The sequence below is a fragment of the Hymenobacter cavernae genome (genome assembly GCF_014641455.1).
GTDB lineage: Bacteria > Bacteroidota > Bacteroidia > Cytophagales > Hymenobacteraceae > Hymenobacter > Hymenobacter cavernae.
This window is the reverse complement of record NZ_BMHT01000002.1, coordinates 376,853-394,594: the sequence shown is the minus strand read 5'-3', so window position 1 is coordinate 394,594 and position 17,742 is coordinate 376,853. Positions and strand designations below refer to the sequence as shown.

The window sequence follows — 17,742 nt, the reverse complement described above, 5'->3', positions numbered from 1 at the left end:
TCAATCACGAGGAAGCGGTGCCAGCAGTAGATGCGCCGCGCCACAGTGCCGAAGCACCTTCTGCTTCGGAGCCAGTACAGCCGGTGTAGCTGGAGCTTAGCGCTACACTCTTATTCGAAGGATCTTACTCCGCCAAATAGCAAGAAGCTGCTAGCGGGGTAAGGTCCTTCTCTCGTCAAGAAGACTCCCGTTTTTGAGTAGCTTTGATAACAACCACTGCTTTCTCCTAGCTTCTTTTGTTCGTGTCGCAGCCGCTTCTTTCCGTTTCCAACCTCACTATCGACTTCAACTCGCACCGGGGTGCCACGCGGGCAGTGAACGATATTTCCTTTGACCTACACCGCGGCGAGACGCTGGCAATTGTGGGCGAGTCGGGGTCGGGGAAGTCGGTGACGTCATTAGCTTTGATGGGGCTAATTCCGATGCCGCCCGGTCACCTCGTGTCAGGGGAAGCTAGGTTTCAGTCGTCGCACTTTGGCGAAGTGGACCTGTTGAAACTGTCGGATAAGCAGCTGCAACAGGTGCGCGGCAACGACATCAGCATGATCTTCCAGGAGCCGATGACTTCGCTGAACCCGGTGTACACCTGCGGCAGTCAGGTAGTGGAGGCGTTGCGACTGCACACGAAATTGAACGAGAAAGAAGCCGCGGCCCGCACCGTGGAGCTGTTCACGATGGCGCAGCTGCCGCGCCCCGAGAAGATCTTCACGTCGTACCCGCACGAAATCAGCGGCGGCCAGAAGCAGCGCGTGATGATTGCCATGGCCATGGCCTGCAACCCCGCCATCCTCATCGCCGACGAACCCACCACTGCCCTCGACGTGACGGTGCAGGCGCGCATGCTCCAGCTCATCGACGACCTGCGTCGGGAGCACAACACGGCCGTGCTGTTCATCACCCACGACCTAGGTGTAGTGGCCGAAATTGCCGACCGGATCCTGGTGATGTACCGCGGCCGGGTAGTGGAGCAGGGGAATGTGCTCGATATCTTCACCAATCCGCAGCACCCGTACACAAAAGGGCTGCTCGCCTGCCGACCAAAATTATCGGTCGGTAAAAAAAGATTGCCGGTAGTAGCAGATTTCATGCGCGAAGCCCCCGATGGGAGCTTTATTGCCACTGCAACTACCTTTAGTCAAACGCCTGACGTTGAAGATCCTGAGCTGTCTAAATCGAACCCTCAGAATAGTATCGAAACCACCAAAACGTTCCCCGTGGAACATTCTGTTTCACAGCTGAACGAACCGCTAATTGGTTTCAATAATGCACCTGGCACGGAATCAGGCCAGCCATTGCCTGGCTCGTCTGCTGTGCCTCTACCTACTAACGTGGCTGAGGATCTTACTGCCGGCAAGCAGGGCGGGAGTGTTGCTGCACCCAGTGTCTTCCAGGAAGACACGCTAGCGGCAAATGCTACTTCTGCTTCAACGCCGCTCTTGCAGGTCGAGAACTTACAGGTGTACTTCCCGATTCGCAAAGGCTTCTTCAACCGCAAGCCGGAGTTTGTGAAGGCCGTGGATGGGGTGAGCTTCGATATCTACCGTGGCGAAACGGTAGGCTTGGTAGGGGAGTCGGGTTGTGGCAAGACGACCCTAGGTCGGGCGCTGCTGCGCTTAGTAGAACCCACGGCCGGCCGCATCCTGTTCGAAGGCACTGACTTGGCTGCCCTGCCAACGGGTGAGCTGCGCCGCCGTCGCCGCGAGTTTCAGATGGTGTTTCAGGATCCGTACGCGGCCCTGAACCCGATGATGACCGTAGGCGAAGCCATCCTGGAGCCGATGCGCGTGCACGGCGTAGGAGGGACCCGCACCGAGCAGAAAGCACGGGTGCAGGAACTGCTGCTCACCGTCGGGCTGCGCGAAGATCATTACCTGCGTTACCCACACGAGTTTTCCGGCGGTCAGCGTCAGCGCATCTGCATTGCCCGCGCCCTGGCTTTGCAGCCCAAGTGCATCGTGTGCGACGAATCGGTATCGGCTCTCGACGTATCGGTGCAGGCACAGGTGCTGAATCTGCTCAACGACCTGAAGCGCGACTTTGGCATCACCTACCTGTTCATCACCCACGACCTGTCGGTAGCTAGGTTTATGTCGGACCGGCTGCTGGTAATGAGCAAAGGGCAGATTGTGGAGAGCGGCCCCGCGGCGCAGGTGTACGCTCACCCGCAACACGAATACACCCGCACGCTGCTCAGTGCCATTCCCAAAGACGAGCCCGCCGATATCCGCGCCGCCGTAGCCCGCCGGATGTAGGAACGCGCCACGGCGCGTTCGGCATGGAACGATGCCAATAGAACGAGAGAGTAACGGAATCAACCAAACGATGCCGCCGAACATGCCGTGGCGCGTTCCTACATGAGCGCGTTACTTTTTGGAATGAATCTCGATCCATTATCGTTAGAAGATATAGCTAGGGTAAGTCTCGCATGACCCGGCATTTTGCGCTACCAATAGCTATTCTCGGATCTATTTCGTAGTATCTGATCGAACACGGCAGCTAGCCTTTGTTCTGTATGCGTGCTGGCTTGTGCCGCACCTATTATTCCTAACCTCGGAGCAACACACTTACGTAAGCTCCAATCTACACTTTCTGGCCGCCTGAGAAACCGACAACAAACCGGCGGCGCCCATTTTCTACATGAAAAGAAAAGACGAATCATCGGCTCCCCGCGCCGCCGCGAAAGCCACCCGTGCGCCGAAAGGTGTACCTACTCCGGTGACCAAAACTGAGGTCTTCCGGATTTTTGCCGATAACCCCGGCAAAGTATTCTCCTACCGCCAGCTCTCCCGTCGCCTCGGCGTGACGACCAAAGAGCAGCGCGAGGATGTATTCAGTCACTTGAAGGCGCTGCGCAACAGCAACCAGCTTACGCACCTTCAGAACGACGATTATCGTCTGACTGATGCAACCGCCTTTCACAATGCTACCGAGCCCGCTAGTGGCCGCAGAACGCGTAAAAACGAAGCTCCGCTCGTAAGCCGTGGTGGCGGCCGTCCGGTAGAAACGGAATTCGGGCAAGACCCGGTAGTGCACCGCCGCCGCGATGCCGGCTTCGATTTCCCCGATGCCGATCAGCCCGAGACGCCGCGCCGCGCGAATAGTGGCGGCGAGACCATCGTCGGGACTGTAGCGCTGGCCACCGATAAGTACGCTTTCATCATTAGCGAAGAAAGCGAAACCGATGTGCGCGTCTTCACCGACCGATTGAAGTTTGCCATGCAAGGCGACACGGTGCGTATCCGCCTGCGCGGCTCCCGCGACGGCCGCCCCGTGGGCGACGTGGTGGAAGTGCTCAAGCGTCAGCGCACCGAGGTAGTCGGGCGTCTGTTTGTGCAGGGCGGTATCGGCTTTGTGAAGCCTGATAACCGCAAGCTGTACTTCGATGTGTTTGTGCCCGAAGAGAAGCAGCACGAAGCCAAGCACGGCGAAAAGGTGCTGGTTCGCATCACGGAGTTTCCGGAGGACTACGCCCGCTCGCCGGTAGGTGAGGTGGTGCGCAGCTTCGGACCAGCCGGTGAGAACGAGGCCGAGATCAACGCCATCATGGCGGAGTTCGGCCTACCGTTCGAATTCCCGGCTGCCGTGGAGGAAGAGTCGGAAGCCATTCCGGATGTGATCAGCGCAGCGGAGATTTCCCGCCGGCGCGACTTCCGGCCGATTACGACCTTCACCATCGACCCCGCCGATGCGAAAGACTTCGACGATGCCTTGTCCATTCAGCAGCTCGAAAACGGGCACTGGGAAATCGGGGTGCACATCGCCGACGTGACCCACTACGTGCGCCCGAACACCGAGCTGGAGCGTGAAGCCAAGTACCGCGCTACCTCGGTCTACCTGGTCGACCGGGTGATTCCGATGCTGCCCGAACGCCTCTCGAATGGCCTCTGCTCGCTGCGGCCGAATGAGGATAAGCTGACCTTCTCAGCCGTGTTTGAGCTCGACGAGAAAGGCAAGCTGTACGACTCCTGGTTTGGCAAAACCATCATTCACTCCGACCGTCGCTTCTCCTACGAAGAGGCTCAGGAGCGCATCGAAACCAAGGAAGGCGACTACACCGTCGAAATCAATCTGCTCAACGACATTGCCAAGAAGATCTGCGCGGCCCGCTTCAAGAAGGGCGCCATCAGCTTCGAGACGCAGGAGGTGAAGTTCCGCCTTGATGCGGAGGGCAAGCCGCTCGGTGTGTACGTGAAGGAGCGGAAGGATGCGCACAAGCTCATTGAGGAGTTCATGCTGCTGGCTAACCGCAAGGTGGCCGAGTTCGTGTTCAAGCTGAAGTCGCGTAAGCCACGCTTCACGATGGTGTACCGCACCCACGACGCGCCCGATCCGGACCGTTTGGAGAACTTTGCACTCTTCGCAAAGAAGTTCGGCCACACCCTCGATTTGAGCAACCCGAAGAAGCTGAGCAACGAGCTAAACGACCTCTCGGAGGAAGTGATGGGCCGCCCCGAGCAGAACGTCCTTCAAACCCTGGCCGTGCGGACGATGTCGAAGGCCAAGTACACCACCGAGCCCCTAGGTCACTTTGGCCTGGCCTTCGACCACTACTCGCACTTCACCTCGCCCATCCGTCGGTACCCCGATATGATGGCGCACCGCCTCCTGGAGCACTACCTGGAAGGTGGCAAGAACGTGGAAGTCGAGCCGATTGAGGAAGACTGCAAGCACTCTTCGGAGCGCGAGAAAATAGCGGCCAACGCCGAGCGCGCCAGCATTAAGTACAAGCAGGTCGAGTTCATGTCGAACGTGATTGGCGAGACGTTCAAGGGCGTTGTGTCGGGCCTTACCGAGTGGGGCATGTTCGTGGAAATCGAGGAGAACAAGTGCGAAGGCATGGTGCGCCTGAGCGAAATTCCCGGCGACTTCTACGAGCTCGACAAAGACCACTACCGCATCGTGGGGCAGCGCACCAAGCGCATCATCCAGTTTGGCGACGAGATGCAAATCATCGTGAAAGCCGCCAACCTGCTCGACCGCACCATCGACTTCGAACTGGTAGATAACAGGCCCGATTCGGTGAAGCGTCGCGAGCAGGAAGAGCGCGAAAGCCGCGGTGGTCGTGGTAGCCGCAGCGGCGGCCGAGGCAGCCGCCCTGAGCGGGAGCCGCGCGGTGGCAAAGGCAACCGTCGGCGCTAACCTAGGTAGCGCGGATTCTGTAATCCGCGCCTGAACGAACATCGACGCGGACTACAAATTCCGCGCTACAGCAGAGCCCCAACGCCGCAGGACGTTGGGGCTTTTTGCGGCAAATAGCCGCCGTGCTTGCCCGCCAATAAACCGCCAATCGTTTCCTCCGTACCTTGTCCATTCAACCCCTTCTTGCCCCTGTGGACCTCGCCTTTTTCACGCAAAAAATCACTGCCGGCCTAGCCGAACTGCGCTACGGCACCGAACCCGAAACGCTGTACGAACCCATCCGCTACATCATGGCCCTAGGTGGGAAGCGCATCCGGCCCTTGCTCACGCTGCTCGGTGCGCATCTGTTCACCGATGACCTAGGTGCCGTCGTGCGCCCGGCGTTGGCTACCGAAGTCTTCCACAACTTCACCTTGCTCCACGACGACCTGATGGACCAGGCGCCCCTGCGTCGCGGCCAACAGACGGTGCATGAAAAGTGGAACCCTAACGTGGCCATCCTGAGCGGCGACGTGATGCTGGTGCGGGCCTACGAGCTGTTCTTCGACGTGCAGCCTGAGCTGCTGCCGACTGTGCTGCGCAAGTTCAGCCAGGCGGCGGCGGAGGTGTGCGAAGGCCAGCAGTGGGACATGAACTTTGAGTCGGAAACCCAGGTCAGCATCGCCCAATACCTCGACATGATCCGGCTGAAAACGGCCGTGCTGCTGGGCTTCTGTCTGGAGCTAGGTGCCCTGCTCGGCGGAGCGTCGGCTGCCGAAGCAGACCGTTTGCGGCAGTTCGGCACGGATATCGGCTTGGCTTTTCAGCTGCGCGACGACCTGCTCGACGTGTACGGCGACGCCGCTACCTTCGGCAAGCGCGTCGGCGGCGACATCGTATCGGACAAGAAAACGTTCCTGTTGCTCACGGCGCAGGCCCAAGCCAACGCCGAGCAGCGTGCCACGCTGGCCCGGTACATCGGCCAGCCCGTGCAGGATGCCGAGGCAAAAGTGCGCGCCGTCACGACCGTGTACGACGCCCTAGGTATCCGCGCCCAAACGGAGGAGTTGATCAACCAATACTTCGTAGAAGCCTTGCAGCACCTAGGTCAGGTAGAAGTTGCTGCCGACCGCAAAGAGCCGTTGCGCCGCTTGGCGCTTCAGCTTATGGAGCGCGAAAGCTAGGTTGGTTGATGTGCTGGTGTGCTGATGCGTTGGTCAGATGATGCTCAACGCTCACACAAAGAACAACCAACTCACCAATCCGCACATCAGCACACCAGCATATCAACTCACCAGCACATCTATTCAACTCACCCCATCAATCCATGTTTGCAGTCGATGCTACGCTTATTCTAATTCTGCTGACCGCAGCTATTTCCATCTATGCCTGGTCGAACCATGAGTTTCAGGAAAGCTGGATGCTGAACCCCGTTGTGATGCGCAAGCGCAACGAGTGGTACCGCTTCCTGACCGCCGGTTTTCTGCACGCCGACCTGATGCACCTGATCTTTAATATGTTCGCCTTTTACTCGTTCGGCGTCATCATTCAGGCGGTTTTCGAACGGTTCTTCGGCCCACAAGATGGCCTTATGCGCTACCTGATTCTGTATCTGGGCGGCATCATCGTGTCTGATATTCCCTCTTATATCCGCCACCGTAAGGACGTTGACTACCGCAGCCTAGGTGCTTCGGGTGGGGTGGCGTCCGTTATTTTCGCGAGCATCCTGTTCAATCCGGTGGCGCCGAAAGGCAGCGGGATCTACGTTTTTCCGATTCCTTTTCCCATCCAGCCTTTCCTGTTCGGGCTGCTCTACCTAGGTTATTCCTACTACCAAGGCCGCCGGCAGGGCGACAATATCAACCACGACGCGCACTTCTACGGCGCTCTTTATGGGATGCTGGTCACATTGATCATGTTTCCGGAAGCTGGCCCAATATTCCTGAGTCAAGTGAAGCAGTACTTTACGTAAACAGTTGATTATAAATGTATTACGTATAATAATCACTCTGTTTTATATCCATTCGGGGAGGTGTGCGTAAAAACCCAAGTAGTTTTCACTTTCTCTCTCCATACCATGAACAAACTCGCTTCACTTTCAACCCGATTAGCCGTTCTTGTATCTACGTTTGCACTGGCTTTTGCTACTACGGCATGTAGCCGTCCTAGTCTTGTCAAAAGCAATGGCGTAGTAAGCATTTTTGGAGTTGTTTACTACATATTAGCATTCCTGACCATTGTAGATATATTCAAACAGTCTTGGGGGCTTTTCACAAAGCTTATATGGACTATAATTGTCTTGGTACCTTTTGGCTTGATATTGTATTATCTAATCTCGGGTAGAAACAAAGCAAGGTAACTGCCTCATCGACTTAAAAACTAAAGCCCTGTTGCAATCGTGCAACAGGGCTTTTTTGTGCGCATTTCTTTTTGGAAGCAAGATCAAAGGTTGCGCTACATGGAGAGAACCTAGGTTACGCTCACTTACTATTCAGCTCCTGCTTCTTCAGCTGCGCAAAGCGCTTTACCAGCTCACGCGCATTCGCAATTTCCTTCACCTGCCAATGGTCGCCTTCGTTGTGCATCTTCAGCTCGATCACCATCGTGGTATCGTACCTAGGCTGGGCAAGCTCAACACCTACCAGCGCCTGGTCGCCGTCCTTCCGCACGTACTTGATGCCTTTGAGGCGGCTACTGGCTCCTACCACATTATCCACAACACCCAGCACCGAAACCTTTCCTAAAGGGGTTGAGGGTAGCTGATCAGGATTGGGAGGTGTGCCAGATTCCACGAAGTGTTGCACTTCTTGCCTTGCTACCTCAGCCAGCTGTGGCCTGAGCGCTTGCAGCGCGCCTTGTAGCAATAGGCTATTAGAGCCAGGAATACCCAGCGCTTCGCTCTGATCAGCCACTTGGTTGATGAGGTTACTCGATACGCTCCGAACATCCACGTACTGCTCGAAGCCAGCTACATCATGCGTTTGAAAGGCTCTTGCGGCCTGCATCAGCGCGTACGTTGGGCCTGCCGCCAAGCTCCGATAGTAGAAGTAGCCGCCAATTAGGAGGCCCAGCAGGACGAGTAAGACAAGAACTTTCTTCATAAAAAGCTTTCTTAGGTAAGGCTCTGACTAACGCTCAAAGCTAGGATATAGGTTGCTATCAGGCCCAAATACACGCTTATCTTCCCCAGCTGAGTCTCTTTCATTTGAGCTGCTTTAAAGCAAACCTAGGTATGCTCTGGCAGGCTAAACCTAGCTTTTCAAGGCGGCCCCGAGCGGTGCTCTTACGTAGCAGGCGTATGGAAAAAACTACTGATTCTGCTGGCAATTACCTCAAGCTTGAAGTGCACGGCCACCGCGGCTGCCGCGGCTTGCGCCCCGAAAACACGTTGCCGGCTTTCCTCTACGCACTGGAGTTGGGCGTCGATACGCTGGAGTTGGATGTCGTGATTTCCGCCGATGAGCAGGTAGTTGTGTCGCACGAACCATGGCTCTCAGCGACGCTCTGCTCGGACGCTGATGGGCAATCTATCATGCCCGACCAAGAGCCCAGCTTCAACCTTTTTCAGCTGCCCTACACCTACATCCGGCGCTGCGACTGCGGGCTTCAACGGCAGCTTCGGTTTCCGGAACAGCGCCTGCAAGCCGCTTACAAGCCCTTGCTGCGGGAGGTATGTCAGGCAGTAGAGGCGCGTGCGCGTGAGCTCAACCGCGCACCCGTGCGCTACAGTATTGAGGTGAAAAGCACTCTGGAAGGAGATACTATCTTTCACCCGTCGCCCACTCGCTTCGTTGAGTTGGTGCTGGGCGAGGTGCGCACGGCTGGTGTTGAATCCCGAACGTCGTTCATTTCTTTCGACAAGCGGGCTCTGCAAGCGGCCCGCGAACAAGCCCCCGCGCTGCCGCTTGGTTTGCTGGTAGAAGACCTCAAACCGTTTCAGCAGCACCTCCAGGAGCTGGGTTTTATCCCGGCGCTTTATGGCCCCGAGTACCCCTTGGTTGATGCGCAGCTTATGGCTGAAGTGCGGGCACACAACATGCGTATTGTGCCCTGGACGGTGAACGAGCCTGCGGCCATGCGCGCCCTGTTACACCTAGCTGTCGACGGCATCACGACCGATTACCCTGACCGATTGTTGCGTCTGCTGAACCGCCTATAGAGCACCGAATTTTACGCGGGACCATACTGTTACATCAGGAGCCAGGTTCCCTCCAAACCTAGGTTCGTCTCTAGAAGAAGCAAAGCAGTTCCACGGCTATCCTGTGTCTTACACCAACAAAGCCTTGGTACGTTCAGAAACCTGCTTCTGAGCGTACCAAGGCTTTGTTGTATACACTTGTAACAATAATCTGTACCATGTACACGTGTTACATTGGTATTTTTCAATGTGTAACACGTTACACATTGAAAAATTATGATACATATGTGTTTGTATCGTTACATTGTACAAGTGTCTTTTACGCCTAGCTTTTTGTTAAAATGAAACAGCTTGAGCATCTTTACACCCCTAGCATATTACACCGCTGAATTCATGCCGCATCAAGGCGAAATACTTCAGGAAGCCATCAAAAACAGTGGTATCTCAATCACACGTATCGTTGATGAGCTAGGTATTACGCGTCCTACTATTTACCGTAAATTCAAAGAAGATACACTCGAGTACAACTTTGTAAAGAAAATAGGAGACATAATAGGACACGACTTCTCTAATGAATTTACAACAGTTCAGCAAGGAGTGTTGCCACTTGTGTCACAGTCTGTAACATCAAGTTTGAACCATAATGTAACACAGAAGCAGGGTGCGTTACAATCTGCTGATTCAGACCCTGTTAAACAGCTTTTAGGGCTGCAAATGAAGTATATAGCCCTGCTGGAAGCGTATAATGAGCTTCTGTTGAAGGTGTATGGACCTAAGTGACAGAAATGTTCCACGTGAAACATTTCTGTCACTTAGGCTTTATAGAATTGGACGCTTTTTTGAAGCAGGAGGGATGGGGTTCTGAGCAGGGTTAGTACCCAATTTTACAGCGCTGACCTTCGAGTAAATTCAACTCTTGATCAATGGTCAGCATCTCTCGGGCGGCCGCAAAATCTTCCTGGTACCGCTGCTTAAGCTCCTTGCGTTTGATGGCTTCCAGGAAGCGCCGGGTATCAATAGATGTCTCTAGAATAAGGCCGGGAACCAGCGTCGGCTGCCCTGCTTCGTTCTTCGCAACCATCGTGAAGTAGGAAGTGTTCGTGTGCTTTACCGAGCCCGTACGGACGTCTTCCGCAATGACCCGGATACCGACCAGCAGGGACGTGCGGCCAACGTAGTTAACCGAAGCCAGCAACGATACCAGCTCGCCCACCTCAACGGGTTGTAAGAAGTCCACACCGTCGACACTGACGGTGACACAGTAAGTGCCGGCGTGCTTGGCTGCGGCAGCATAAGCAACCTTGTCCATCAGAGAGAGGAGCGTGCCGCCGTGAATCTTGCCGCCGAAGTTGGCGTAGCCAGGAATCATCAGCTCAGTGAGCGTTACTCGCGAGTAAGACACTGGCCGGTAGTCGGGGGGAGGTAGCAAAGACATAAGTAAGTTGATAGTTGAAGCTTGGTGGCACCAGGCATGAGCCCGATAAGTAAAACCGCCACTTGAAACCGTAAGCTATCAACTTGGTCTTCCCCAGCGAAAGAACAGTGACAATGCGAAAAGCCGAACCACTCTCTTCCAGATGCTGCCTAGCAATTCCATGCAAGCGAAAGGAAGCTGCGAACGGAACGCTGGGATGAAAGTATAAACCTAGGTTTTAGCTAGAGAACCCGCAGCAAAGAGGTCGGGAACCTCACAGGCGGAAAAGGCGGATGAAAGCGCCAATCAGCTAAGATGGGATTTATAGGAAGATGACTTCTTGAATCACCTGTTCCCCAATCTCCGCGTTGATAATTTCTACAACGCGCGTTTTTGCCATCACAAGCTCGTGCTTGAGTGGGGCCGAGCTGAGCCGGACAAAGAGCTTATGATTGCTCACGTAAACTTCCTGGGTTTTCAGCGCCACAGCCTTACCCATGATCCTCTCCCAACTCGATACGACGGTTACCTCGTTCAGCTTACCCTGCAAGCGATAAGCTTTCAGCAACGCCGTAATTCCATCCTTCAGCGGCACGATATCCGCACGACGGGAGTTTTCGGGAGAGTTGGGTTTTTTCAAAACAAATAGGTACTATACACGCGCAGCCTCCTACAGGGAGACTGCACAAAGATACGACCTAGCCCTCCAGCTATAGCAGATAAGCTTTGCCGTTTTCCACCCGGAAGCGAGCTATTTGCTCCGAGACGCCACTAAGAATTCTGTCGGTTCGTTCCAAGTGGGTGTCGGTCAGGAACACCTGCCCAAACGTCTGGTCAGCCACAAGCTGCATGAGCCGCGTGATGCGCTTCTCGTCGAGCCGGTCGAAGATGTCGTCCAGCAGCAGGATGGGCTTGTGCTGCTTACGGGCAGCAATAATTTCGAATTGCGCTAGCTTGAGCGCAATAGCATACGACTTCTGCTGCCCCTGCGAACCATAGTTCTTAACCAATAGCTCATCCATGAGGAAAACGTAGTCGTCCTTGTGCGGGCCGGTGGTAGTACGCTGCAAGGCTAGGTCCTTCCGCTCATTAAGGCGTAGCAGCTGGCCAAAGTCAGCACCCGGTAGCTGGCTCTTATAGTCCAGCGTCACGGCCTCCTGACTATCCGCAAGCTGACGGTAGTGCCGTTGAAAAATCGGGACGAAATCGGCCAGGAACTGCTGACGCAACTGCACGAGCTGCTCGCCCAGAGGAGCCAACTGGTCATCTAAAACTAACAGGTAGTCGCGGTCGTAGCCCTGGCGGTCGGCAGCTAGCTTCAGCAGCGAGTTACGTTGTCGCAGCAGATGCGAGTACGACATAAGCAACTCTAGGTAGCTTTGGTCTAGCTGCGATATGAGGCTGTCGAAGTACTTGCGTCGGTCCTCGCTGCCTTGCCGGATTAGGTCCGTATCATAAGGAGAGATCAGTACAACCGGGTAGCGCCCGATGTGCTCCGTTATCCGGTCATAAGGCTGCTTGTCGTGCGTGACGACTTTCTTCTGGCCCAGGCGCAGGCTGCACTGAATCGTTTCGACGGTAGCGAGCGGAACCTGAAACTTCCCTTTTACCACGAAGAACTCCGCCCCTTGTTTGATGCTTTGCGTATCAGTAGGAGTGAATGCACTCTTCGTGAGCGACAGGTAATGGATAGCGTCTAGCAGGTTCGTCTTACCGCTGCCATTGTCGCCTACGAAGCAGTTAATGTGTGGCGAGAAGCCTAGGTTGGCTTCGTCGTAATTCTTAAAGAACAGAAGGTGTAGACTTTCGAGAATCATTCAGGTTCGGAATTGCAATCCTTTTACGTATTTTCGCATCCCAAACGCGAACAACCAAGAGCACAATGGCGGAAACGAAAGTAAAGGCTGCTTCAAATGCTTCCAACTCGACGGATAATTCGTCGAATCAGGAAGGAGCCAACAACCCTACAGCTGCTACCGATACGATAAAACAGCCAGATCCTATGCTGCCGCCTTCTAACGAAGAAGCTGCCGAAGCAACAGGTTCGCCGAGAGCTGAATCACCCGAGAACCCGGAGTTTTCGAAGGAGCAATACCTCTCTTGGTATGAGCAAATGCAGCTCATGCGTAAGTTTGAGGAAAAGGCTGGTCAGCTATACGGTCAGCAGAAGATTAAAGGTTTCTGCCACCTCTACATTGGTCAGGAAGCCTGCGCCGCGGGTGCCGTATCGGCCCTGCAGAAAGGCGATAAGTACATCACGGCTTACCGCGACCACGCCCACCCACTAGCCCTAGGTACCTCTCCGAACGCCATCATGGCCGAGCTGTTTGCTAAGGCAACCGGCTGCTCGAAAGGCAAAGGCGGTTCCATGCACATCTTCGATAAGGAGGTGAACTTCATGGGCGGCCACGGTATCGTAGGTGCGCAGGTACCCCTAGGTGCCGGCATTGCTTTCGCTGAGAAGTATAACAAGACCGGCAACCTTTGCATTTGCTACATGGGCGACGGTGCCGTGCGCCAAGGTGCTTTGCACGAGGCCTTCAACATGGCCATGCTGTGGAAGCTGCCCGTCATCTTCGTAGTCGAGAACAACGGCTACGCAATGGGTACTTCGGTGCAGCGCACGTCCAACGTGACGGAGCTGTATAAGCTAGGTCTGGCCTACGATATGCCTTCGGAGCCAGTGAATGCGATGAACGTAGAAGACGTGCACAATGCCGTGGCAAGAGCTGCCGAGCGTGCCCGTGCCGGTGAAGGCCCGACTTTCCTGGAGTTCAAGACGTATCGCTACAAAGGTCACTCGATGAGTGACCCGGCGAAGTACCGCACCAAAGAAGAAGTAGAAGAGTACCGTCACCGCGACGCCATCGAAGCCGTGCGGCACACGATCCTGAGCCACAACATGGCGACGGAAGAAGACTTGACCGCAATTGATGACCGCATCAAGGAACAAGTAAGTGCCTCTGTGGAGTTTGCTGAGAACTCACCGTATCCGACTGCCGATGAGCTGTTCAAAGACGTGTACGTGCAGCAGGATTACCCTTATATCCGCGACTAGCCTCTAACCCACATAATCTGAAAGCTAGGTTCGCCTTTCTTGAAATTAAGTAATGTCGAAGATTCCTTATACGCGCAATAGCCCGACGGCACGCCAGCAAACCACGCAAGTGCCTGCCGACCCGAATCAGCCCCTAGGTGCGGTTGGCTCGGAGCACCCGTTGCTGGAAGATCCAGATGCTTTGGCTGAACGTCTGGCCAACTCGGAAGACTTTCTGCGTCGCAACAAGAACTTGCTATTTGGTGTCTTGGCCCTGGTGGTGCTAGCGGTAGTAGGTGCTTTTGGCTATTACACTTGGCGTTCTTCACAAGATGAGAAAGCCCAGGCAGCGATGTTTCAGGCTGTGAACTACTGGGAGGCTGATTCGCTGAAGAAAGCCATGAAAGGCGACGGTCAGTATGATGGCTTAGAGTCAGTCGCCTCAGAGTATAGCGGTACGAAAGCCGGCAACCTAGCTAACTTCTACGCCGGGGTAGCTTCGCTGAAAGACGGCAAGTACCAAGCTGCCATCGATTACTTGGAAGACTTTAGCTCCGACGATCTGCTGGTGCAGGCGCGTGCTTATGCTTTGCTAGGTGACGCTAACCTAGAGCTTGGCAAAACGAAGGAAGCTGCTGATCTATACGAGAAGGCAGCTAACACGAATGCCAACGAGTACTTTTCGCCGGGTTACCTGATGAAGGAAGCGACTGCGAGAGAGCTGGCCAAAGACTATGACGGCGCTATCAAAGCTTACGATAAGATCATCAACGACTACCAGACCGCGGCTGAGGTAAACGAAGCCCGTGGGTTGAAAGCACGAGCTGAAGCACTGGCTGGTAAGTAAGAGCAAAAAGCTAGCTTTACGAACAACAAGAGGACGGTCTGGTGCCGTCCTCTTCTTTTTTAGGGAGGATCAGCGTTAGCCAGTAGCTCTGCGTTCATCTCTCCACTCACAGAACTCAAGAACAACTATGGCCACCTCTCTTAAGAATCTGAGCGATTACACGTCGGATCACTTTATTGACATCACAGATAAGCGCTTCGGACTAGTTGTGGCCGAGTGGAACCGCGAGATTACGGATGTGCTCAGTACGGGTGCTTACGAAACCTTGCTCAAGCACGGCGCCCAACCCGACAACATCTTCCGGAACACCGTGCCCGGCAGCTTCGAGCTGACCCTAGGTGCGCAACTGCTGGCCCAGCACGAAGAAATAGATGCCGTCATCTGCCTGGGTGTGGTCATCAAAGGTGAGACCAAGCACGACGACTACATCTGCCATGCTGTTGCCAATGGCATCACCAATGTTGGCCTGAAGTTCAACAAACCCGTCATCTTCGGCCTGGTGACTACCAACACCCTGGAGCAGGCTTGGGACCGAGCCGGGGGCAAACACGGCAACAAAGGTGTAGAAGCTGCTGTGGCCGCCATTCACATGCTCGGCTTCTAGCACCTAGGCTCCGGAATCTTATTGCGTTATAAGAAGATGGTATTGGTACGATAACAGACAAAACCGTAGCTTTGCGCCCGATAAGATAATTGCATTGACTAACTAAGAAGCTAGGATAAATCTTTGCTTACTATAGCTATGCAAACTTATTAAAGCCGGCTACTGTTGAGATATCATCATAAGCTCACCGGTAGTTGGTAAGCATGAAACACACCTGTTATTATCATTCTGCTACTTATTTCCCTGAACCAACATGAGTGAAGAGAACCTGCGCTATTCCAGGGAAGAACTGGTCGAATTTGAGGAGATCATTCAGGATAAACTCACGGCCGCCCGTAAGGAATTAGCATTCATCAAAGAAACCCTGAGCCGTCGCAACGACTCAGGTACCGACAACACAGCTTCTTCTTCGAAGGTGCTGGAAGACGGTGCCGACACGGCGGAGAAAGAAAGCCTGAACCAGCTGGCCTCGCGCCAGATGAAGTTCATTCAGCAGCTCGAAAACGCTCAGCATCGGATCAAGAACGGTACGTATGGTGTGTGCATCGGCACCGGCAAGCTGATTCCGAAGGAGCGTTTGCGCGCTGTGCCGCACACGCAGCACTCGATTGAAGCTAAAATGGCACGGCGCGACTAGCGCGACAGTTGCCTTCTACACTGCCCGGGCTTTCGGCTTACTCTTATTTCAGAGCTAGGCCGATCGTCCGGGCACTGTTTTCTGGGAAGATCTGTTGCAGTGATTCTCAGACTTTTGACTATCTACTTACATCATTCACTCGTACCGTAGCGATACGGCACTAAGCTCGCAAACATGAGCAAAAGACATAACTCCGACGATAACGCTGGCCGGCGTGGCCGCGGCAACAATCGCCCAACTGGCAACTCCGGTCAGGGTGCAGAAAGCTTCCGCAAATTCTTCGACCCAGCCGCTGCGAACAAGCCCGGCAAAGGGCGTGGAACTGGCGAAGGCGCCCGCGGCGATGAATATCCATCGCGTCCCACCTTTGGCAGACCTACTGGCAAACCTAGCTTCGGGGGCGGCAACTTTAGCCGCTCCAATGATCGGCCGGGCAATAATTTTGATGGCCCACGGCGGAGCAGCGGCGGCGATGACCATCGCCCGTTTAACCGCGAGAGCAGAGATGACCGCCGTTCATTCGAGCCAAGAGGCAACGCAGGGGGCCGTTCTGACCGGCCTAACAACCGCTTCGACGACCGTCGCGGCAGCGAAGACCGGCGTCCGCCTCGGCCGTTTGAGCCGAAGGCAACTTGGTCTGGTCAGCCATATCAGCAGGAAGGCAAGCCAACTGTTCCGCGTGGTAGTGCCGGCGAGCGGAATAGAAAGTTCAACAAAACGAACCCATATCAGCAACCTGAAGCTAAGCCAGCTCCTGCCCGCGAAGAAGGATTCAAGCGCACCGAAGACACCGGCCCGAACCGAGAGATACGGCCAGCGCGGCCTTTTGATTACCGTGGAGCACCCGAGCAGCGAGGTGGTGAGCGGGACCAAAAGCCAGCGGGTGGTTATAACCGTCCGGCTCGCCCGGAAAGCGGCTTTGGTCAGCGTAGCACCGGTGAGCGTGGCCTGGGTAATCGTGGCTTCGGCAGCGACCGGCAGGATGGACCTAGCCGCGGCTTCAACCGTCGCGACGACAAAGGTGATGCTCCGCGTACGTTCCGTGAAATCCGGGAAGCCGCCAAGGCCGGAGAACGGCGCTTCGGGCGTGATGCCAGCTCCAACCAGGCGGGCAAACCTAAACGCGGCGAAGTAGCCGGTCAGGCACCCGATTACAAGAACCTGCGGCACTACGAAGAGGATAAAAACCGTGGCAACAAACGGCGGCGTAACGAAGAAGATTTTGGCAACGAAACCATGCGCCTCAACCGCTATATCGCCAACGCCGGGATCTGCTCACGCCGCGAGGCTGATGCACTGATTGCGGCTGGCGAGATTCGGGTGAACGGGGAAGTGGTGACGGAAATGGGCTATCAGGTGCAGCCCAGCGACACGGTTCAGTATGGCAAAACAAACCTGAAGCGGGAGAAGCTGGTGTACGTGCTGCTGAACAAGCCGAAGGACTTCATTACCACCACCGACGACCCGGAAGGCCGCCGCACGGTGATGGACCTGATTGCCGGAGCCTCTTCGGAGCGCTTGTTTCCGGTAGGTCGCCTGGACCGCAACACGACGGGCTTGCTGCTATTTACCAACGATGGCGAAGTAGCGCAGAAGCTGACCCATCCTTCGCATAAGAACAAGAAGATCTATCAGGTCGAGCTGGATAAACCGTTGACGGAAGAGCACCTGCGGCAGATTGCTGAAGGTCTGGAGCTGGAAGACGGCAAGGCCGAAGTAGATGACGTGGCCGTAGTGGCGGGCAACGCGCACTTCGTTGGTATTGAGCTGCACATCGGCCGCAACCGCATTGTGCGCCGCATCTTCGAGCACCTAGGTTATGAAGTGGTAACGCTCGACCGGGTGCAGTATGCCGGCCTCACGAAGAAGGATCTGCCCCGCGGCAAGTGGCGCTTCCTCAACGAAAAGGAGGTTATTCGCCTGAAGTATTTCATGTAGCACGCAACC

Annotated in this window: 15 protein-coding genes; 11 read left to right on the top strand and 4 right to left on the bottom strand. The window is 55.1% G+C overall.

Going from position 1 to position 17,742, the window contains the following annotated elements; translation table 11 throughout:
* Nucleotides 1-242 precede the first annotated feature (242 nt).
* From IEX74_RS06150 to IEX74_RS06135, 4 genes are all read left to right on the top strand, one after another.
* The gene (locus IEX74_RS06150; protein WP_188812156.1) at nucleotides 243-2,252 is read left to right on the top strand and encodes an ABC transporter ATP-binding protein; all 2,010 of its coding nucleotides are present in this window, start codon (nucleotides 243-245) and stop codon (nucleotides 2,250-2,252) included.
* 385 nt (nucleotides 2,253-2,637) lie between these two features.
* Complete coding sequence (gene rnr / locus IEX74_RS06145; RefSeq protein WP_188812154.1) at nucleotides 2,638-5,139, top strand: ribonuclease R; 2,502 nt, start codon at nucleotides 2,638-2,640, stop codon at nucleotides 5,137-5,139.
* A gap of 191 nt (nucleotides 5,140-5,330) precedes the next feature.
* On the top strand, nucleotides 5,331-6,302 hold the full coding sequence (locus IEX74_RS06140) for a polyprenyl synthetase family protein (protein WP_188812152.1): 972 nt from the start codon (nucleotides 5,331-5,333) through the stop codon (nucleotides 6,300-6,302).
* A gap of 143 nt (nucleotides 6,303-6,445) precedes the next feature.
* On the top strand, nucleotides 6,446-7,090 hold the full coding sequence (locus IEX74_RS06135) for a rhomboid family intramembrane serine protease (RefSeq protein ID WP_188812150.1): 645 nt from the start codon (nucleotides 6,446-6,448) through the stop codon (nucleotides 7,088-7,090).
* A gap of 508 nt (nucleotides 7,091-7,598) precedes the next feature.
* Here the strand turns inward: IEX74_RS06135 and IEX74_RS06130 are convergent.
* On the bottom strand, nucleotides 7,599-8,219 hold the full coding sequence (locus IEX74_RS06130; protein ID WP_188812141.1) for a DUF2939 domain-containing protein: 621 nt from the start codon (nucleotides 8,217-8,219) through the stop codon (nucleotides 7,599-7,601).
* 197 nt (nucleotides 8,220-8,416) lie between these two features.
* On the opposite strand from IEX74_RS06130, the gene IEX74_RS06125 reads away from it, so the two are divergent.
* Nucleotides 8,417-9,277, top strand: a complete 861-nt coding sequence (locus IEX74_RS06125; RefSeq protein ID WP_188812139.1) for a glycerophosphodiester phosphodiesterase family protein — start codon at nucleotides 8,417-8,419, stop codon at nucleotides 9,275-9,277.
* Between the two features lie 372 nt (nucleotides 9,278-9,649).
* Nucleotides 9,650-10,036, top strand: coding sequence for a helix-turn-helix domain-containing protein (locus tag IEX74_RS06120; protein WP_188812137.1), 387 nt, complete (start codon nucleotides 9,650-9,652; stop codon nucleotides 10,034-10,036).
* A gap of 91 nt (nucleotides 10,037-10,127) precedes the next feature.
* Here IEX74_RS06120 and IEX74_RS06115 read toward each other — a convergent pair whose 3' ends face one another.
* The 3 genes from IEX74_RS06115 to recF form a co-directional block, all read right to left on the bottom strand.
* Nucleotides 10,128-10,691: an acyl-CoA thioesterase gene (locus IEX74_RS06115; RefSeq protein WP_229755133.1), complete on the bottom strand. Its 564-nt coding sequence runs from the start codon at nucleotides 10,689-10,691 to the stop codon at nucleotides 10,128-10,130.
* Between the two features lie 301 nt (nucleotides 10,692-10,992).
* Nucleotides 10,993-11,310: a DciA family protein gene (locus tag IEX74_RS06110; protein ID WP_188812135.1), complete on the bottom strand. Its 318-nt coding sequence runs from the start codon at nucleotides 11,308-11,310 to the stop codon at nucleotides 10,993-10,995.
* A gap of 70 nt (nucleotides 11,311-11,380) precedes the next feature.
* On the bottom strand, nucleotides 11,381-12,487 hold the full coding sequence (gene recF / locus IEX74_RS06105) for a DNA replication/repair protein RecF (protein ID WP_188812133.1): 1,107 nt from the start codon (nucleotides 12,485-12,487) through the stop codon (nucleotides 11,381-11,383).
* A gap of 185 nt (nucleotides 12,488-12,672) precedes the next feature.
* Between recF and pdhA the strand changes: the two genes are divergently transcribed.
* The 5 genes from pdhA to IEX74_RS06080 all read left to right on the top strand — a co-directional run bounded on the left by pdhA (nucleotide 12,673) and on the right by IEX74_RS06080 (nucleotide 17,733).
* A complete protein-coding gene (pdhA, locus tag IEX74_RS06100; protein WP_188812992.1) occupies nucleotides 12,673-13,728 on the top strand; it encodes a pyruvate dehydrogenase (acetyl-transferring) E1 component subunit alpha in 1,056 nt (351 codons plus the stop codon).
* Nucleotides 13,729-13,780: 52 nt separating this feature from the next.
* Nucleotides 13,781-14,554 carry a tetratricopeptide repeat protein gene (locus IEX74_RS06095; RefSeq protein WP_229755132.1) on the top strand — a complete coding sequence of 258 codons (774 nt, stop codon included), beginning with the start codon at nucleotides 13,781-13,783 and terminating at the stop codon, nucleotides 14,552-14,554.
* Between the two features lie 127 nt (nucleotides 14,555-14,681).
* The gene (ribH, locus tag IEX74_RS06090) at nucleotides 14,682-15,158 is read left to right on the top strand and encodes a 6,7-dimethyl-8-ribityllumazine synthase (RefSeq protein WP_188812131.1); all 477 of its coding nucleotides are present in this window, start codon (nucleotides 14,682-14,684) and stop codon (nucleotides 15,156-15,158) included.
* Between the two features lie 253 nt (nucleotides 15,159-15,411).
* Nucleotides 15,412-15,795, top strand: a complete 384-nt coding sequence (locus IEX74_RS06085) for a TraR/DksA family transcriptional regulator (RefSeq protein WP_188812129.1) — start codon at nucleotides 15,412-15,414, stop codon at nucleotides 15,793-15,795.
* 174 nt (nucleotides 15,796-15,969) lie between these two features.
* Nucleotides 15,970-17,733, top strand: a complete 1,764-nt coding sequence (locus IEX74_RS06080; protein WP_188812127.1) for a pseudouridine synthase — start codon at nucleotides 15,970-15,972, stop codon at nucleotides 17,731-17,733.
* The last annotated feature ends 9 nt before the right edge of the window (nucleotides 17,734-17,742 follow it).

What these genes read in the sequence shown, in the direction of transcription:
- rnr (WP_188812154.1), top strand. Translation starts at nt 2,638, where the DNA reads ATGAAAAGAAAAGACGAATCATCGGCTCCCCGCGCCGCCGCGAAAGCC.
- IEX74_RS06135 (WP_188812150.1), top strand. Translation starts at nt 6,446, where the DNA reads ATGTTTGCAGTCGATGCTACGCTTATTCTAATTCTGCTGACCGCAGCT.
- IEX74_RS06130 (WP_188812141.1), bottom strand. Translation starts at nt 8,219, where the DNA reads ATGAAGAAAGTTCTTGTCTTACTCGTCCTGCTGGGCCTCCTAATTGGC.
- IEX74_RS06125 (WP_188812139.1), top strand. Translation starts at nt 8,417, where the DNA reads ATGGAAAAAACTACTGATTCTGCTGGCAATTACCTCAAGCTTGAAGTG.
- IEX74_RS06120 (WP_188812137.1), top strand. Translation starts at nt 9,650, where the DNA reads ATGCCGCATCAAGGCGAAATACTTCAGGAAGCCATCAAAAACAGTGGT.
- IEX74_RS06115 (WP_229755133.1), bottom strand. Translation starts at nt 10,691, where the DNA reads ATGTCTTTGCTACCTCCCCCCGACTACCGGCCAGTGTCTTACTCGCGA.
- recF (WP_188812133.1), bottom strand. Translation starts at nt 12,487, where the DNA reads ATGATTCTCGAAAGTCTACACCTTCTGTTCTTTAAGAATTACGACGAA.
- pdhA (WP_188812992.1), top strand. Translation starts at nt 12,673, where the DNA reads ATGCTGCCGCCTTCTAACGAAGAAGCTGCCGAAGCAACAGGTTCGCCG.
- IEX74_RS06095 (WP_229755132.1), top strand. Translation starts at nt 13,781, where the DNA reads ATGTCGAAGATTCCTTATACGCGCAATAGCCCGACGGCACGCCAGCAA.
- ribH (WP_188812131.1), top strand. Translation starts at nt 14,682, where the DNA reads ATGGCCACCTCTCTTAAGAATCTGAGCGATTACACGTCGGATCACTTT.
- IEX74_RS06085 (WP_188812129.1), top strand. Translation starts at nt 15,412, where the DNA reads ATGAGTGAAGAGAACCTGCGCTATTCCAGGGAAGAACTGGTCGAATTT.
- IEX74_RS06080 (WP_188812127.1), top strand. Translation starts at nt 15,970, where the DNA reads ATGAGCAAAAGACATAACTCCGACGATAACGCTGGCCGGCGTGGCCGC.